This window comes from Streptomyces aurantiaciflavus (assembly GCF_049808595.1).
GTDB lineage: Bacteria > Actinomycetota > Actinomycetes > Streptomycetales > Streptomycetaceae > Streptomyces.
The window spans coordinates 32,168-49,017 of record NZ_JBNCAQ010000027.1; the positions used below are offsets into that span (position 1 = coordinate 32,168).

At 72.9% G+C, this 16,850-nt stretch carries 16 protein-coding genes; 9 read left to right on the forward strand and 7 right to left on the reverse strand.

Features of this window, described 5'->3' with window-relative positions:
• Nucleotides 1-56 precede the first annotated feature (56 nt).
• The 4 genes from ACPT94_RS28725 to ACPT94_RS28740 form a co-directional block, all read right to left on the reverse strand.
• Nucleotides 57-1,892, reverse strand: a complete 1,836-nt coding sequence (locus ACPT94_RS28725; protein ID WP_425247175.1) for a sensor histidine kinase — start codon at nt 1,890-1,892, stop codon at nt 57-59.
• Nucleotides 1,889-2,587 (reverse strand): response regulator transcription factor, encoded by a 699-nt coding sequence (locus tag ACPT94_RS28730; RefSeq protein ID WP_360339164.1) that lies wholly within the window; start codon nt 2,585-2,587, stop codon nt 1,889-1,891. The genes ACPT94_RS28725 and ACPT94_RS28730 overlap by 4 nt, the downstream gene beginning before the upstream one ends.
• 99 nt (nt 2,588-2,686) lie before the next feature.
• Nucleotides 2,687-3,454 carry a L,D-transpeptidase family protein gene (locus ACPT94_RS28735; RefSeq protein ID WP_425247176.1) on the reverse strand — a complete coding sequence of 256 codons (768 nt, stop codon included), beginning with the start codon at nt 3,452-3,454 and terminating at the stop codon, nt 2,687-2,689.
• A 41-nt stretch (nt 3,455-3,495) separates the two neighbouring features.
• Entirely contained in the window at nt 3,496-4,893 is a 1,398-nt protein-coding gene (locus ACPT94_RS28740) for a M1 family metallopeptidase (RefSeq protein ID WP_425247177.1), read from the reverse strand.
• 166 nt (nt 4,894-5,059) lie between these two features.
• Between ACPT94_RS28740 and ACPT94_RS28745 the strand changes: the two genes are divergently transcribed.
• Complete coding sequence (locus tag ACPT94_RS28745) at nt 5,060-5,407, forward strand: DUF488 domain-containing protein (RefSeq protein ID WP_425247178.1); 348 nt, start codon at nt 5,060-5,062, stop codon at nt 5,405-5,407.
• Nucleotides 5,408-5,425: 18 nt separating this feature from the next.
• On the opposite strand, the gene ACPT94_RS28750 is transcribed toward ACPT94_RS28745, so the two are convergent.
• Both ACPT94_RS28750 and ACPT94_RS28755 read right to left on the reverse strand, forming a co-directional pair.
• Complete coding sequence (locus ACPT94_RS28750; RefSeq protein WP_425247179.1) at nt 5,426-7,099, reverse strand: FAD-binding dehydrogenase; 1,674 nt, start codon at nt 7,097-7,099, stop codon at nt 5,426-5,428.
• A gap of 31 nt (nt 7,100-7,130) precedes the next feature.
• Nucleotides 7,131-7,763, reverse strand: a complete 633-nt coding sequence (locus ACPT94_RS28755) for a TetR/AcrR family transcriptional regulator (protein WP_425247180.1) — start codon at nt 7,761-7,763, stop codon at nt 7,131-7,133.
• A 124-nt stretch (nt 7,764-7,887) separates the two neighbouring features.
• On the opposite strand from ACPT94_RS28755, the gene ACPT94_RS28760 reads away from it, so the two are divergent.
• The 4 genes from ACPT94_RS28760 (at nt 7,888) to ACPT94_RS28775 (ending at nt 11,846) form a co-directional block, all read left to right on the forward strand.
• Nucleotides 7,888-8,517: an alpha-ketoglutarate-dependent dioxygenase AlkB gene (locus ACPT94_RS28760; protein WP_425247181.1), complete on the forward strand. Its 630-nt coding sequence runs from the start codon at nt 7,888-7,890 to the stop codon at nt 8,515-8,517.
• Between the two features lie 65 nt (nt 8,518-8,582).
• On the forward strand, nt 8,583-9,800 hold the full coding sequence (locus ACPT94_RS28765; protein ID WP_425247182.1) for an acyltransferase family protein: 1,218 nt from the start codon (nt 8,583-8,585) through the stop codon (nt 9,798-9,800).
• Between the two features lie 51 nt (nt 9,801-9,851).
• Nucleotides 9,852-10,601: an MBL fold metallo-hydrolase gene (locus ACPT94_RS28770; RefSeq protein ID WP_425247183.1), complete on the forward strand. Its 750-nt coding sequence runs from the start codon at nt 9,852-9,854 to the stop codon at nt 10,599-10,601.
• Between the two features lie 9 nt (nt 10,602-10,610).
• Nucleotides 10,611-11,846 (forward strand): DUF4032 domain-containing protein, encoded by a 1,236-nt coding sequence (locus ACPT94_RS28775; RefSeq protein ID WP_360339191.1) that lies wholly within the window; start codon nt 10,611-10,613, stop codon nt 11,844-11,846.
• Nucleotide 11,847: 1 nt separating this feature from the next.
• On the opposite strand, the gene ACPT94_RS28780 is transcribed toward ACPT94_RS28775, so the two are convergent.
• Nucleotides 11,848-12,720, reverse strand: coding sequence for a universal stress protein (locus ACPT94_RS28780; RefSeq protein WP_425247184.1), 873 nt, complete (start codon nt 12,718-12,720; stop codon nt 11,848-11,850).
• 60 nt (nt 12,721-12,780) lie between these two features.
• Here ACPT94_RS28780 and ACPT94_RS28785 point away from each other — a divergent pair, with 60 nt between their 5' ends.
• The 4 genes from ACPT94_RS28785 (at nt 12,781) to ACPT94_RS28800 (ending at nt 16,808) form a co-directional block, all read left to right on the forward strand.
• Complete coding sequence (locus tag ACPT94_RS28785; RefSeq protein ID WP_425247185.1) at nt 12,781-13,134, forward strand: VOC family protein; 354 nt, start codon at nt 12,781-12,783, stop codon at nt 13,132-13,134.
• Nucleotides 13,135-13,291: 157 nt separating this feature from the next.
• Nucleotides 13,292-14,968 (forward strand): NAD(P)/FAD-dependent oxidoreductase, encoded by a 1,677-nt coding sequence (locus tag ACPT94_RS28790; RefSeq protein WP_425247186.1) that lies wholly within the window; start codon nt 13,292-13,294, stop codon nt 14,966-14,968.
• Nucleotides 14,969-14,979: 11 nt separating this feature from the next.
• A complete protein-coding gene (locus ACPT94_RS28795; RefSeq protein ID WP_425247207.1) occupies nt 14,980-16,458 on the forward strand; it encodes an ATP-binding protein in 1,479 nt (492 codons plus the stop codon).
• Nucleotides 16,455-16,808: a UBP-type zinc finger domain-containing protein gene (locus ACPT94_RS28800; RefSeq protein WP_360339205.1), complete on the forward strand. Its 354-nt coding sequence runs from the start codon at nt 16,455-16,457 to the stop codon at nt 16,806-16,808. The genes ACPT94_RS28795 and ACPT94_RS28800 overlap by 4 nt, the downstream gene beginning before the upstream one ends.
• Nucleotides 16,809-16,850: the final 42 nt, after the last annotated feature.

Consider the following 16,850-nt stretch of genomic DNA (forward strand, 5'->3'; position numbering starts at 1 on the left):
CGTCGTCCGGCCAACGGGGTACCCGCGCCGCCCGAACGGAATCAGCCCCTCCCTGCTCACCCGTCCTGCGGGGGTGTGGCGGCGGGCAGCCGCAGGGTGAAGACGCTGCCGGCGCCCGGGGTGCTCGTCGCCTCGGCGGTGCCGCCGTGGGCGGTCGTCAGATGGCGGACGATCGGCAGGCCGAGGCCGCTGCCTCCGGTGCGCCGGCTGCGGGACTTCTCGGCGCGCCAGAACCGCTCGAAGACGTGCGGCAGATCCTCGGCCGCGATACCGGTACCGGTGTCGGCGACCTCCAGGACGACCTGCTCGCCGTCGCTCCGCGCGGTGAGGGTGACCGTGCCCTCGGGCGGGGTGTGGCGCACGGCGTTGGTGACGAGGTTGCCGAGCGCCTGCCGCAGCCGCACCGGGTCGGCGTCCAGCCACGGCGTGCCGTCGCTCGCGGTGCGCAGGGTGACGCCGGCGGTGTCCGCGGCGACCCGGTGGGCGGCGGCGACCTGGGCGAGCAGCTCGTCGGCGGCCACGGGCTCACGATGCAGCCGCAGCGTGCCGGCGTCGGCGGCCGCGAGGTCGCGCAGGTCGTCGATGACGCGCTGGAGGACGAGGGCCTCCTCGTGCAGAGCGGCGAGCAGCTCCGGATCGGGCTCGACGAGTCCGTCGCGGGTGACCTCCAGCCAGCCGCGGATGTTGGTGAGCGGGCTGCGCAGTTCGTGGGCGACATCGCTGACCAGGGCCTTGCGCTGGACTTCCAGTCGTTCGCGGCGCTCGGCGAGGTCGTTGAAGGCCTCCGCCAGGATGCCGGTCTCGTCCCGGGTCGTGACGGGTACGCGTGCATGCCGGTCGGGGGGCTGCTGGGCGGCCTCGGTGAGAGCGCGCAGGGGCCGTACGAGACGGGTGGCGACGACGGCGGTCACGGCGACGGTGACGGCGAGCACCAGCCCGGCCGCTCCGACGACCTTCGTCTTGTTGGCCGGGGACAGGTTCCAGCGGGGTGCCGCGCCGTTGTCCCCGCCGCCGAGGAACAGTTCGGCGACGGGGGCGACGTAGGGGTCGAGCTGGGCGCGACGGGCGTCGTCGTAGCAGTTCTGGGCCGCGCGTATCGTCTTGCCCTCGCCCTTCATGAAAAATCCTGGCATGCGTCCTGTGCCCTGGAGGTCCACGCCGGTGTAGCCGTTGCCGAGGGACGCGGGGACGTCGGGGTCCAGCCCCGCCCGGGTCAGGCAGCCGCGCGCGAGTTGCTTCAGGCCGCCCAGCGCCTTCTCCTCCGTGGCCGTCAGGGTGTTGAGCAGTCCGTCGGCGCAGGGCTCGGGCACGTAGTCGGCGTCGAGGCCGCCGTCGGTGGAGCGCAGGACCGTACGGCCGCTCGGTGTCAGGTCGAGGGTAGTGTCGACGCCGTGGCGGGAGAAGCAGCTCTGCCGTTTGCGGGCCAGGGCGGCCACCCTCGTGCGTTCCTCCGCCGTGAGCCGGTAGGGGCCCACGACGCGCGGGTCCGTGCCGCTGAGCTGGGCGCCGCGCTCGCTGAAGGTGTCGGTGCGCAGCGGGTCGACGGTGGCGGCGGCGCGGGGCGGCAGGGAGGTGCCGCGTGGCGCGGAGTCGGCGAGGAGGGTGCGGTCGGCGGTGGTCAGGGCGATGCGCCGGCCGGTCCGCGCGGACAGCTCGCGGACGGTGGTCCGGACGCCCCTCCAGTCGGGGTGGGTGGCCGCGTATCCGCTGAGCCGGGCCAGGATGTCCATGTCGTCGGCGAGGGCCTGACCCTGCTCCTCCCGCAGCGCGCGGGTGGTGGTGGTCACCGCCAGCCAGGCCGTCGCGGCCACCGAGCACACGGCGATCAGTACGGACGCGATCAGCAGCCGGACCAGCAGGCGCTTGCGCAGGGGTATGCGGACCGGCTTCACGCGCGTGAGCCGCTGAGCTTGTAGCCGACGCCGAAGACGGTCAGCAGCCGCACGGGTCTGCGCGGGTCGGCCTCGATCTTCCGACGCAGGTTCATGATGTGCACGTCGATGGCCCGTTCGGTGGAGGAGCGGTCGAAGCCGCGGGTGCACTGCAGCAACTGCCGTCGGGAGAAGACCCGTTCGGGCTCGCCGACCAGGGCGAGCAGGATCTGGAACTCGGCGGGTGTGCACTCCACGGGCTCCCCGTCGCACCGCACCTCGTGCCGCTCGGGATCGACGGCGAGCCCCGCGGCCCGTACGACGGGATCCTCCCGCCGGCCGCCCGCGGCGCGCCCGCTGCGCCGCAAAACCGTGCGGATCCGGGCCATCAGCTCACGCGGGCTGTACGGCTTGGTCATGTAGTCGTCGGCGCCCAGCTCCAGGCCGAGCAGCACGTCCTCCTCGGCCGCGCGGGCGGTCAGCATCAGCACCGGGATGTCGTCGCCCTGGCGCAGCACCCGGCACACCCCGAAACCGTCGATGACCGGCAGCATGAGGTCCAGCACGACGAGGTCGGGCCTCTCCCGCCGCACCGCGTCCAGCGCGGCGGAGCCGTCGTGGACGACGAGGGCGGTGTGGCCCTCGGCGAGCAGCGAGCGGCGGATGAGTTCCGCCTGCATCGCGTCGTCCTCGGCGACCAGTACATGTGCGCACACGCGGCGGTTTCCCCTTCGGTCGGCGGACGCGGTCCGGCTGCTTCGGTCCGCCGGATGCGGCCGGCGGATTCGGCCGGCGGATTCGGCCGGCGGATTCGTTCAGCGGGCCAGGGAGGCATGGTCGCCCATGACGACAACCGGGTGGAGGGCGGGGTCGAGGGCGAGGAGCAGTTCCTTCATGTGCCGCTCCGCGATGCTCACGCAGCCGTGGGTGGGCCCGCCGTGATCCACGTGGATCCAGATGCCCCCACCGCGCTTCGCTCCCAGCGGACGGGTCCAGTCCAGCGGCGAAGTGCCCGGCTCGCGGTTGTAGTTGATGGCGACCACGTAGTCGAAGGACCCGGCGAGCGGCTCGCCCTCGAACCCGGTGCCGGGCGAGTCGAAACCTCCGGACGACTGGTCGTACGGCAGCCGGGTGCCGGGGTCGCGCAGTCGTCCGCCGGCGTCGGTGAGGCCGTAGACGCCGATGGGTGAGCGCAGGTCGCCGGCCATGTGGTGGTCGGTCCAGCCGCGCAGGGCGTTGTGGGCGGGCCAGACGGTTCCCGCCTGCCAGCCGGTCCCGGTGCGCCGGTACAGGACGACCTGGGAGAGCGGGGAGTCGCGGCCCCGGCCCGTCACCACGACCACCTGGCGCGCCGTGGCCGGTACGGCGGCCGCCGTCCTCGGCCCGAGGCCGGGTATCTGCTTCAGGTCCGACTGCGCGGACATCGCGGGTGCGGGCAGGCCGGGTGCCGACGGGGTGGCGGTGGACGCGGGGCCGGGCGGGGTGGTGGCTCTCTGGCCGGACGAGGCCGCCGCGCCGCCGCCGCATCCGGTGAGCAGGAGGGACGCGGCGAGCAGCGCGGCACGGGCGCGGTGCGTGATCATGTGTCGACCATGGCCGAAAGGTGTGAGGAACTGGTCAGGTTCTACGGTTGGTTGGGCTTGCCCCGAGCGTACAGCCAGGTCTGGAACACTCCGCTGAGCTCCTTCCCCGACAGTCGCTCCGCCAGGCTTTCGAACCGGGCGGTGGTCGCGTTGCCGTGGCGGTGCTCCAGGGCCCAGGCGCGCAGGATGCGGAAGAAGACGCCGTCGCCGACGGCGGTGCGCAGGGCCTGCAGGGTCATGGCGCCGCGGGCGTAGACGGGGGTGTCGAAGATGTGCGCGCCGCTGCCGGGGTCGCCGGGCGGGAACGCCCACACGGGGTCGCTCGCCGGGAGGGCGTACAGCGCGTCGAAGGCCTGCCGGGCGGTGTCGCCGCCGTGCTGCTCGGCGTAGAGCCACTCCGCGTAGACGGCGAAGCCCTCGTTGAGCCAGATGTCCTTCCAGGAGGTGAGGGAGACGGAGTCGCCGAACCACTGGTGGGCGCTCTCGTGGACGAGGGTGCTCAGGTCGGGTGCGCGGTCGTACACGGGCCGGGTCTGGGTCTCGAGCGCGTAGCCGACCTGCGGGGCGTGGTCGACGATCGACCCGGCGGCGCGGAAGGGGTAGCGGCCGAACAGCCGGCTCTCCCACTCCAGGACGGACGGGAGCTGCTTGAGGACGGGTGCGGCGGCGGTCGCCTCGCGGGGGTCGACGGCGTTGTAGACCTTGATGCCGTCGCGGGTCGTGGACTGCTCGACCTGGAACTTGCCGATGGTGGCCGTGGCGAGGTAGGCGGCCATGGGTTCCGTCTGGCGCCAGCGGAAGGTGGTCCTGCCGTGCGCGGTGCTCCGCCCGAGGAGGACGCCGTTCGCGACCGCCGTGCGTCCTTCGGGGACGGTGATGGTGAAGTCGTAGGAGGACTTGTCGGTGGGGTGGTTGTTGGCGGGGAACCAGGTCATGGCGCCCTGCGGCTCGGCGGCGACGAACGCGCCGTCGTCGGTGGGGATCCAGCCGTCCAGGGAGCCGTCGGGGTCGGTGACCGGGCCGGGGGTGCCGGAGTAGGTGACGGTGATCCGGAACCGCTCGCCCTTGCGCAGGGCGCGGCGCGGGGTGACGACGAGTTCCTGGCCCTCGCGCCGGTGCGCGGCCCGGGCACGGTCGACGGTCAGGCCGGTGACCTTCAGCCCGTGCAGGTCGAGATCGAACCGGTTGAGGCGCTGGGTGGCTCGGGCGGTGAGCACGGCCTGGCCGTCGAGGTGACGGGTGCTCGGGTCGTAACGGAGGGTCAGGTCGTAGTGGTCGACGTGGTAGCCGCCGTTGCCGGCGAGCGGGAAGTAGGGGTCGCCGACGCCGGAGGCACCCACCGGGCCGGCCGCGAGAGCGGGGTCGGCGCCGGTGAGCAGCGCCGCCACGGCGACGGGGACGGTCGCGAGGAGGGCGGGGCGTCTGTGGGGATGTGTCACGTGCGCTCCTTGGGGGGTGGCGTGTGAGCAAACGTGCCCAGGCTAGGCGCTCGCCGGGGCGGATTGACCCTCCATCAGGTCAAGTTCCGCCGCGTCGCCCACCGTACGGAGCCGTCGTCGGCAGTACGCTCCCGGCACCACCCGCCGCCTTCAGGAAGGCCCGCCCGTGAGCGTCCGCGTGCGCCGCGTCTACGAACCGCCCGAGCCCGACGACGGTGTCCGCGTCCTGGTCGACCGGCTGTGGCCGCGCGGCCTCGCCAAGGACGCGGCGCGGGTCGACGAGTGGCCCAAGGACCTGACCCCGTCGACCGAGCTGCGCCGCTGGTACCACGCGGGCGAGGGCTCGTACGAGGAGTTCGCCCGCCGGTACGAGGCGGAGCTGGCAGCCCCGGAGGCGGCCGAACTCCTCGATCACGTCCGTGAGTTGGCGGACCGGGGGCAGGTGACCCTGCTGACGGCCGCGAAGGAGCCGGAGCGCAGTCACGCCGCCGTCCTGGTCGGCCTGCTGGGCTGAGACCCGGCCCGCCCGGGGTCACCCCGCCTGCTGGGCGGCCGCCCGTCCCGCCGCGCGCCCGGAGAACAGGCAGCCGCCGAGGAAGGTGCCCTCGAGAGCGTTGTAGCCGTGGACGCCGCCACCGCCGAACCCGGCGACCTCGCCCGCCGCGTACAGACCCTCGATCGGCCGGCCGTCGGCGCCGAGGGCGCGCGAGTCGAGGTCGGTCTGGATGCCGCCGAGGGTCTTGCGGGTGAGGACGTGCAGCTTGACGGCGATCAGCGGGCCGGCCTCGGGGTCGAGGATGCGGTGCGGGGTGGCGACGCGGCCGAGGCGGTCGCCGATGTAGCGGCGGGCGTTGCGCATGCCCTGCACCTGGGCGTCCTTGGCGTAGGGGTTGGCGATCTGGAGGTCACGGGCCCGGATCTGGCGGCGCAGGTCCCCCGCGTCGAGGAGCGGCTTGTCGGTCAGGGCGTTCATCTTCTCGACGAGCCGGTCGAGGGTGTCGGCGACGACGAAGTCCGCGCCGTGGTCGAGGAAGGCCTGCACCGGCGCGGGGGCGCCCTTGCCGAGGAGGCGGTCGCGCAGGACGGCCTTGCGGTCCTTGGCGGTGATGTCGGGGTTCTGCTCGGAACCGGAGAGCGCGAACTCCTTCTCGACGATCTTCCGGGTGAGGACGAACCAGGAGTGGTCGTGTGCGGCGATGTCCTCGGTGGTGCGCAGGTGCCTGAGCGTGCTGAGGGTGTCGTAGCCCGGAAGGCAGGGGCCGGGCAGGCGGCGGCCCAGGGCGTCGAACCACATCGAGGAGGGGCCGGGCAGGATGCGGATGCCGTGGCCGGGCCAGATGGAGTCCCAGTTCTGGATGCCCTCGGTGTAGTGCCACATGCGGTCGCGGTTGACCAGCCGGACGCCGGCGCCGGCGCTGATGTCGAGCATCCGGCCGTCGACGTAGGCCGGGACACCGGTGACCATCTCCGCGGGCGGGGTGCCGAGGCGCTCGGGCCAGTACCGGCGGACCATCTCGTGGTTGGCGCCGATACCGCCGCTGGTGACGACGACGGCCTGGGCGGTCAGTTCGAAGTCGCCGACGCGGTCGCGGTTGGAGGCGACGCCGCGCGGGGAGTCGTCGGGCGCGAGGACCGTGCCGCGCACTCCTCGGGCCGCGCCTTCCTCGATGACCAGTTCGTCGACCCGGTGGCGGTGGTAGAAGGTCAGCAGCCCGTCCCGGGCGGCCTGCTTGGCGTAGCGGGCGAAGGGTTCGACGACGCCGGTACCCGTGCCCCAGGCGACGTGGAAGCGGGGAACGGAGTTGCCGTGCCCGTCGGCGCGCAGGTCGCCGCGCTCGGCCCAGCCGACGGTCGGCACGAAGGAGATCCCGTGCCCGGTGAGCCAGGTGCGCTTCTCCCCCGCCGCCCACTCCACGTAGGCGCGCGCCCAGCGCACCGCCCAGGAGTCCTCGTCGTCGGTGCGGTCGAACTGCGCGCTGCCCTGCCAGTCGCTCCAGGCGAGGTCGAGGGAGTCCTTGACGCCCAGGCGCCGCTGCTCGGGCGAGTCGACGAGGAACAGCCCGCCGAAGGACCAGAACGCCTGGCCGCCGAGGTTGGCGGCGTTCTCCTGGTCGACCAGGGCGACCCGCCTGCCCCTGCTGGTGAGTTCGTGCGCCGCGACCAGGCCGGCGAGGCCCGCTCCGACGACGATGACGTCCGCGTCCATGGCGACTGTTGCCCTTTCTCCTGAAGGTGTTTCAGCTGTGCGTCCGGGGGTCGCTGCCGTCGGTCAGCAGCGCGGTGAGCAGTTGCTTGAGCCAGGCGCGGGCGCCGTTCACGTCCTTGTCCAGCAGCAGTTGGGTGGTGACCCCGTCGTACGCGGCGACCACCGCGCGGGCGGCGGCGTCGGCGTCGGCGAGCACGGCGGGCAGGGGGGTGTGGCCGCGGGCGCGGGCGAGCCGGTCGGCGATCGCCGCGCGCAGGCGGGAGCGGTGCTCCAGCAGGGACTGCGCCACGGCCGGGTCGCGGGCGGCGTGCACGAGGAAGTCCGTCTTCACCAGCAGCCAGTCCAGGTCGAGGAGCAGCACCTCGGTGACCCGGTCCACGGAGGCGGGCACGTCGAGGTCCGGCCCGTCGCCGGCGAGCGCGTCGGCGACCTGTCGGGCGATCAGGTCCGCGCGCTGCCGGTAGAGCGCGAAGAACAGCTCGTCCAGGCTGTCGAAGTTGGAGTAGAAGGCGCCCCGGCTGTAGCCGGCGGCCTCGCAGACCTCCTCGATGGAGACCCGCCCGAAGCCCTTCGCGGCGAACACCTGGAAGGCGGCGTCGAGCAGGTTGGCCCGCGTGCGCACACGGCGCCTGGTGACGCGCCTGGCCGTCTGCTCCGTCGCCATACCGGACCTCCGTTCGATACGTGAATGTATCCGATACACCGATGTATCGAAAGTCTCTTCGCCCGAACCCGGCGCGAGCGATCTCTTGGGAACACACATTCGATTCGGGAGTTACGCTGGAGCCATGACCAGGAACCTGCAGGGCTCCCTCTTCGACCAGACCGACGAGCTGCGCCTCGGTCCCCTCGACGGGCTCCGCCGGACCGAGCTGGGCTCGGGCGCCTGGATCGACGTGCTGCCGGGGTGGCTCTCCGGCTCGGCCCTGCTGTTCGAACAGCTGGCGGCCGAGGTGCCATGGCGGGCGGAGCGTCGCAGGATGTACGACCACACGGTCGACGTCCCCCGGCTGCTCGCGTTCTACGGGCCGGGCGAGAAGCTGCCCCACCCGCTGCTGGACGAGGCCCGCGACACCCTGAGCGCGCACTACGCCGACGAACTGGGCGAGCCCTTCGTCACCGCCGGCCTGTGCTTCTACCGCGACGGACGGGACAGTGTGGCCTGGCACGGCGACCGGATCGGCCGGGGCGCCCACGAGGACACCATGGTCGCCATCCTCTCGGTGGGCGCGCCCCGCGATCTGCTCCTGCGTCCGGCCCACGGCGGCGGCAGCAGCGTGCGGCGCCCGCTGGGGCACGGCGACCTGATCGTGATGGGCGGCTCCTGCCAGCGGACCTGGGAGCACTGCATCCCCAAGTCGACGCGTGCCGCCGGTCCGCGCATCAGCATCCAGTTCCGCCCGCGGGGCGTGCAGTAGAGGCGGACGAAAGAGGGTCTGCATTCCGCGTTTACCCACCCCGCGGGGGTACGTACGGTGCGCCCATGACGAACCCACCGGAGCAGGCCTCGTCCGTGCCCGGGACCGCACCCCGGCGCACCGAACTCGACGTGCTGCGCGCCCTGGTCGTGGTGGGCCTGGTCTTCTTCCACGCCGCGCTGGTGTTCTCCCCCGACGACGACTTCTACGTCAAGAACGCCGACACGACCGAGGCCGTGACCGTCGTCGCCGGTCTCGGCGTGGTCTGGGCGATGCCGATGCTGTTCCTGGTCGCGGGGCTCGGCGCACGGCACTCGGTCCGCCGGCGCGGTCCCGGCGGCTTCGCCCGCGAGCGTCTGCTGCGCCTGGGCGTCCCGCTGGTCTTCGCCACGGTCGTCCTCTGCCCGCTCCCGCAGTGGCTGCGGCAGCGCGCCGCGGACCCCGGCCACGACGAGTCCTACCGGCGCTTCTGGACCCGCTTCCTCCACGTCCACCCGGACCTCGCGGACTTCCCCTTCGTCCTCGACGGGGAGCACTTCGAGACCGGCCATCTGTGGTTCGTGGTGCTGCTGCTCGTCTTCTGCCTGCTGGTCGCGGCCGTGGCCGGCCCGGTGGCGAGGGCCGGCGAACGCGCCGCCTCCGCCCTCGCGGACCGCCCGGCCCTCCTGCTGCTGCCCGCGCTCCCGCTCGCCCTGCTGAATGTCGTACTCGGCATGGAGGAGGGCTTCGCCGGCTGGAACCGCTGGACGTACCTGCTGTTCTTCCTCTACGGCTACGCCCTCGCCGACGACGAGCGCAGCCGCGCCTGCATGCGCCGCCTGGCCGTGCCGGTCGGCGTCGCCGGTCTGGTCCTCTTCGTGGCGACCGCGCCCGGGTTCTCGGCGGCGGACGACCCGTTCACCGACCGGACGCCCCTCGCGCTGCTCACCCGCGCCCTGTTCAGCGCGGCGGGCTGGTGCTGGGTCGTGGCGATCCTGGGCCTGCTGGACAGGCGTCGCGCCCGGCGGCGTCCGGCGCCGGTCACCCGCGGGCGCCGCGGCCGTGTCCTCGGGTATCTCGTCGTGGCCGCGCTGCCGTTGTACGTGCTCCACCAGCCGGTCGTCGTCGCGTTCGCCTACGGCGTGGTCGGCTGGAGCGCGCCGATCGCCGTCAAGTACGCGGCGATCGTGACCGCCTCACTGGCGGTGACGCTCCTGGTGTACGAGCTCCTGGTGCGCCGGACGCCGGTGACGAGGTTCCTGTTCGGCATGCGTACCGCCCCGCCGTCGGCGCCCCCGTCCTGATCTGCTTTGCTGTCCCCCGTCGGGCACGGACCTCACCCCCACGGGACAACAATGCGGGCAGACGTACGGCAGGTGGCGGACGGCACCTATCTGGTGCACGGCAGCAACACCAACTGGGTGATCCTCACCGAGGGGGACGCCGTCACCCTCATCGACACCGGGTACCCGGGAGACCGGCAGCTGGTGCTGGACTCCCTCGCGGCGGTGGGCAGTTCACCCGAGGCGGTCGCGGCGGTGCTGATCACCCACGCCCACAACGACCATCTGGGCTCCGCCGAGCACCTGCGCGCGACGTACGGCACGCCGGTCTATCTCCACCCGGCCGAAGTCCCCCACGCGCGGCGGGAGTTCCTCCAGCAGGTCACCGTCGGCCAGGTGCTGGCGAACCTCTGGCGTCCGGGCGTCCTGCCGTGGATGGTGCACGTGCTGCGGTCCGGCGGCACCGAGCAGCACCCGGTCACCGCGCCGGAGCCCTTCCCGGCCGCCACCGGCCCGCTGGACCTGCCCGGCCGACCCGTGCCCGTGCACACCCCCGGCCACACGGACGGCCACGCCGTCTTCCATCTCCCGCAGGCCGGGATCGTCGTCTCCGGCGACGCGCTGGTCAGCGGCCACCCGACCTCCCGGGTGCGGGGGCCGCAGCTGTTGCCCGACATGTTCCACCACGAGCGCGCCCGCGCGGTGGCGTCCCTGGAGACGATCGAGGAGCTGGAGGCGGACGTCCTGCTGCCCGGCCACGGGCCGGTGCACCACGGCTCCGTGCGGGAGGCGGCGCAACAGGCACGGGAACGGGCCGTCTAAGGTCAGGCCATGGCTTTGCAGATCAGCGCCACCAACCCGGAGCACCCGGCCCTCCTGCTGGAGCTGCCCTGGCACGTCCCCCTGGAGCAGTGGCCCGAGGAGGTCCTCGTGCCGCTGCCCCGGGGCATCTCCCGGCACGTGGTGCGCTACGCCCAGGCCGGCGACGAGGTCATCGCCGTCAAGGAGCTCGCCGAGCGCCCGGCGCTGCGCGAGTACGAGCTGCTGCGCGACCTCGACCGGATCGGCATCCCGGCCGTCGACCCGCTGGCCGTGGTCACCGGGCGCATCGACAGCGCGGGCGAGCCGCTGGAGTCCGTGCTGGTCACCCGGCATCTGGGCGGCTCGATGCCGTACCGGTCGATGTTCGAGACGACCATGCGGCCGGCCACCATGCACCGGCTGATGGACGCCCTCGCCGTGCTCCTGGTACGGCTGCACCTGGCCGGTTTCGCCTGGGGCGACTGCTCGCTGTCCAACACGCTGTTCCGGCGCGACGCGGGCGCCTACGCCGCCTATCTCGTCGACGCCGAGACCGGCGACCTGCACGCGCAGCTGAGCAACGGGCAGCGCGACTACGACCTCGAACTCGCCCGGGTGAACATCAGCGGCGAGCTGCTCGACCTGGAGGCGTCGGGAGCGCTGCACCCCTCGGTGGACCCCATCGAGTTCGGCATGGAGATCTGCGCCCGCTACCAGAGCCTGTGGCAGGAGCTGACCCGCACCTCCGTCTACCCCGCGGGCAAGTACCACTACATCGAGCGCCGGATCCGCCGACTCAACGACCTGGGTTTCGACGTGGCCGAGATGCAGATCGAGCACTCCTCCAACGGCGACACGGTCACCTTCGTGCCGAAGGTCGTCGACGCCGGCCACCACCAGCGGCAGCTGCTGCGCCTGACCGGCCTGGACACCGAGGAGAACCAGGCCAGACGGCTGCTGAACGACCTGGAGAGCTGGATGGCGACCCAGGACGACTACGCGCCGGGCGACCCGCTCGCCGCCCGCCCGGAGGTCCTCGCCCATCGCTGGGTGCGCGACGTGTTCCGGCCGACCGTGCGGGCGGTGCCCGTCGAGCTGCGCGGCTCCATGGACCCGGCGGAGATCTACCACGAGCTCCTCGAACACCGCTGGTACCTGTCGGAGCGGGCGCAGCACGACATCGGGCTGGACACGGCCGTCGAGGACTACATCGAGAAGATCCTGCCCAAGGCGCGCGAGACGCTGGAGCCGACCCTGCCGGAGTGAGTCACTCCTGCGGGACGACGGCGACCGGGCAGTCGGCGTGGTGCAGCACGCCGTGCGCCACCGAGCCGATCCGGGCGCCGACCGCGGTGCGGTGGGCCCGGCGGCCGACGACCATCAGCTGGGCCCGCCCGGACACCGACAGCAGCACCTGCCCGGCGCTGCCGATCTCCACGTGCTCGACGACCGGCACGTCCGGGAAACGCTCCCGCCACGGCTCGAGGGCCGCGGCCAGCGCCTGCCGCTCGTGCGGCTCCAGGCCACCGGCGTCGTCGAGGAGCTTGAGCGAGGCGGGGCTGTAGGAGAACACCGGCGGCAGCGTCCAGGCGCGGACGGCGCGGACGGTGGCGCCGCGGGCGGCCGCCGTCTCGAACGCGAACCGCAGTGCGGGGGCGCTGTCCTCGGGGGCGCCGTGCTGGCCGACGACGATCTCGTGTCCGGCCACCTCGGTGCTGGGCTTGTCGGCGGCGCGGACCAGGACGACCGGGCGCGCGGCCTCGGCGATCACCTGCTGTCCGACGGAGCCCAGCAGGAACCCGACGATCGCGCCGTGCCCGCGGGAGCCGAGGACCAGGAACTCGGCGTCCGCGGCGGCGGCGACCAGCGTCTCCACGGCCGGGCCCTGCAGGACGTCGGTGGTCACCGTCAGCCCGGGGTGCTGCTCGGCGACGGTCGCGACGGCCTCCTCGACCGCCTCCCGGGCCCACCGCTCCTGCGCGTCCCGGTCCGCCACGTCGGCCGGCGCGGCCGACTGGAACTCCCAGGCGTGCACCACCCGCAGCGCGAGGTCCCGCCGGACGGCCTCCCGGGCCGCCCAGGCGAGCGCCGCGAGGCTCTCGTCCGTCCCGTCGACCCCTGCCGTGATCGGGCCCGTCATTCCCGCTGCCTCCCTGAATAGCGTCGATCGTCGGACCCAGTCTTCACTACGCTGCCCGGTATGACCTTGGAATGGGAACAGGTGATCGTCGATGCGGCCGATCCGGTCGCGCTGGGCCGCTGGTGGGCCGAGGCCCTCGGCTGGGTGACGGTGAACGACGCGCCCGGCGAGTACGAGATCCGTCCGGCGCCGGACCGGATCCCGGGCCTGCTCTTCGTGCCGGTGCCTGAGTCCAAGACGGTCAAGAACCGGCTCCACCTGGGCTTCCGCCCGGACGACCAGCGCGCCGAGGTCGACCGGCTGCTGGCCCTCGGCGCCCGGCACGCCGACGCGGGGCAGGGCGAGCAGACGTGGGTGACGCCGGCCGATCCCGAGGGCAACGAGTTCTGTGTGCTGAGCTCGCGCAAGGGCTGACGCCCGGCCGCCCATGTGCCTGTGCGTGCCCCGGCATGTGCCCTGAGCGCACTGCCCCCCGCTTCCCGGCGCGAACCGGGCCGATCGAACATACGATGGGCGGAGCCGGCGCGGGCTTCGCCGTGCCGCGAGTCCGACCGCTCGGGGTGGAAAACGTATGGCACAGGCCGCCGAAACAGCGCGGACCGTCATCCTGACCGTGGACGACGACCCGGGGGTCTCCCGGGCCGTCGCCCGCGACCTGCGGCGCCGCTACGGCGCCTCGTACCGGATCGTGCGCGCCGAGTCCGGCGAGTCCGCGCTGGAGGCGTTGCGCGAGCTCAAGCTGCGCGGCGACCTGGTGGCCGTGATCCTCGCCGACTACCGCATGCCGCAGATGAACGGCATCGAGTTCCTCGAACAGGCCCTGGACGTGTACCCGGGCGCGCGGCGGGTGCTGCTCACCGCGTACGCCGACACCAACGCGGCCATCGACGCGATCAACGTCGTCGACCTCGACCACTACCTGCTCAAGCCGTGGGACCCGCCCGAGGAGAAGCTCTACCCCGTCCTGGACGACCTCCTCGCGGCCTGGCACGCCAGCGACTACCGGCCGGTCCCCAGCACGAAGGTGGTCGGGCACCGCTGGTCGGCGCGCTCCTCGGAGGTGCGGGAGTTCCTCGCCCGCAACCAGGTGCCGTACCGCTGGTACTCCGCCGACGAGCCCGAGGGGCGCCGGCTGCTGGCGGCGGCCGGGGCGGACGCGCAGCGGCTGCCGCTGGTGATCACCCCGGAGGGGACACCGCTGGTCGAACCGGACGCGCCCGAACTGGCCGCCCGCGTCGGACTGGCGACGACACCGACGGCCGACTTCTACGACCTGGTGGTGATCGGCGGCGGCCCGGCCGGACTCGGCGCGGCCGTGTACGGCGCCTCCGAGGGGCTGCGCACGGTGCTGGTGGAGCGGTCGGCGACCGGCGGGCAGGCCGGGCAGAGCTCCCGGATCGAGAACTACCTCGGCTTCCCGGACGGCGTGTCCGGCGCGCAGCTCACCGACCGGGCCCGGCGGCAGGCCACCAAGTTCGGCGCCGAGATCCTCTCCGCGCGCGAGGTCACGGGACTGGAGATCAGCGGCGCCGCGCGCGTCGTACGGTTCTCCGACGGCTCGGTGATCGCCGCGCACAGCGTGATCCTGGCGACCGGGGTGTCGTACCGCCAGCTCCAGGCGCCCGGCACCGGCGAACTGACCGGCTGCGGGGTGTTCTACGGGTCGGCGCTGACCGAGGCGCCCTCCTGCCAGGGCCACGACGTGTACATCGTCGGCGGCGCCAACTCCGCGGGGCAGGCGGCGATGTACCTGGCGCGGGGCGCGAAGTCGGTGACGCTGCTGGTGCGCGGGCCGGACCTGTCGGCGTCGATGTCGCACTACCTGATCCAGCAGATCAACGAGGCGCCCAACATCTTCGTGCGCCCCACGACGGTCGTCGAGGCCGCGCACGGCGACGGCCATCTGGAGCAGCTGACGCTGCGCGACACACAGACCGGGGACACCGAACTCGTCGACGCGCAGTGGCTGTTCGTCTTCATCGGCGCGGCGCCGCTGACCGACTGGCTCGACGGAACGGTGCTGCGGGACGACAGGGGGTTTATCCTCGCCGGTCCCGACCTCACCCCCGACGGGCGGTCGCCCGCGGGCTGGGAGCTGGACCGGCCGCCGTACCACCTCGAGACCAACATCCCCGGCGTGTTCGTGGCGGGCGACGCGCGCGCGGAGTCCGCCAAGCGGGTCGCGTCCGCCGTCGGAGAGGGAGCCATGGCCGTGATGCTCGTCCACCGGTATCTGGAGCAGTCGTGAGCGGGCAGCTGATGCCGTGCAGCCCGGGCGAGATCGGCTCGCTGTTCCTGTTCGAGAAGCTCTCCCCCGAGCAGCTCGGGCGGTTGTGCAGCGACGGGCGGGTGGAGCGGTTCGAGGCCGGGCCCGTGTACACCGAGGGTGATCCGGCGACCTGCTTCTACGTGATGCTCGAGGGCACGGTCGTGCTGTACCGCCGGGTCGGCGGCGACGACGTCGAGGTGAGCCGCACCTCGCAGCGCGGGGTGTACGCGGGGGCCATGCAGGCGTACCTCGGGGACCGGGTGCCGCAGGTCTACACGAACTCGATGCGGGTGACGGAACCGACGCGCTTCTTCGTGCTGCCCGCGCAGTCGTTCTCGGACATCATGCAGGAGTGGTTCCCGATGGCGGCCCATCTGCTGGAGGGGCTCTTCTTCGGTGCCAAGAACGCCCAGCGGGCCATCGGGCAGCGGGAACGGCTGCTCGCCCTGGGCTCGCTGTCGGCGGGGCTCACCCATGAGCTCAACAACCCCGCGGCGGCGGCCGTGCGGGCCACCGCGACCCTGCGGGAGCGGGTGGCGAAGATGCGGCACAAGCTCGCCGTCATAGCCCAGGGCCCCTACTCGCCCGAGGCCCTGGCCGAGCTCATCGAGATCCAGGAGCGCACGGCCGAACGTGTCGCCAAGGCACCGGCGTTGAGCCCGCTGGAGGCCTCGGACCGGGAGGACGAGCTCACCGACTGGCTCGACGACCACGACATCCCGGAGGGCTGGCGGATCGCGCCGACCTTCGTGCAGGCCGGGCTCGACGTGGACTGGCTGGAGCAGGTCGCGGCGGCCGTGGACGAGGACATCCTGCCGGGGGCGATCGGGTGGCTCAACTACACGGTCGAGACCGAGCTGTTGATGGACGAGATCGGCGACTCCACCAACCGGATATCGCACCTCGTCGACGCGGCGAAGCAGTACTCGCAGCTCGACCGCGCCCCCTACCGGGTCGTCGACGTGCACGAACTCATCGACAGCACCCTGCTGATGCTGTCCGGGAAGATCGGGCAGCGCATCAAGGTCGTCAAGGACTACGACCGCACGCTCCCGCCGGTCCCGGCCTACCCGGCGGAGCTCAACCAGGTGTGGACGAACCTCGTCGACAACGCGGTCTTCGCCATCAACAGCGCCGGCGAGGAGGGCACGTTGACGGTCCGGACGGCGCGGGAGGGCGACCGGCTGCTGGTGGAGTTCCGCGACAGCGGCCCCGGCATCCCCGCTGACGTCCGCAGCCGTATCTTCGACCCCTTCTTCACCACCAAGCCGGTGGGCGAGGGCACCGGGCTGGGCCTGGACATCTCCTGGCGGATCGTGGTCAACAAGCACCACGGCAGCCTCCAGGTCGAGTCGGTGCCCGGCGACACCCGCTTCCAGGTCCTCCTGCCGCTGACCGCCCCCGAATCCGAGACCGCACCCGAATCCGAGACCGCACCGCAGCCCGAGACCGCCGAGGAGCCCGTATGACCGCCGCCAACGGAATCGACCCGAACGTCCCGCCCAGCGGCACCGGCTGCGTCGACTGCGAGGCGGCCGGCGGCTGGTGGTTCCACCTGCGCCGCTGCGCGGCCTGCGGCCACATCGGCTGCTGCGACTCCTCCCCCGCCCAGCACGCCACCGCCCACTGGAAGGCCACCGGGCATCCCCTGGTGCGCAGCTTCGAGCCGGGCGAGGAGTGGTTCTGGGACTACGACAACGACGAGCTGTACGAGTCCGGGCCCGAGCTGGCGCCGCCGGTCAGCCATCCGGCGGACCAGCCCGCGCCGGGTCCGGCGGGACGCGTGCCGGCGGACTGGACGCGGTCGCTGCACAACTGAGGGACCCACCTTTCGGCGGGGTGCGCCCGGGCTCCCCTCGCG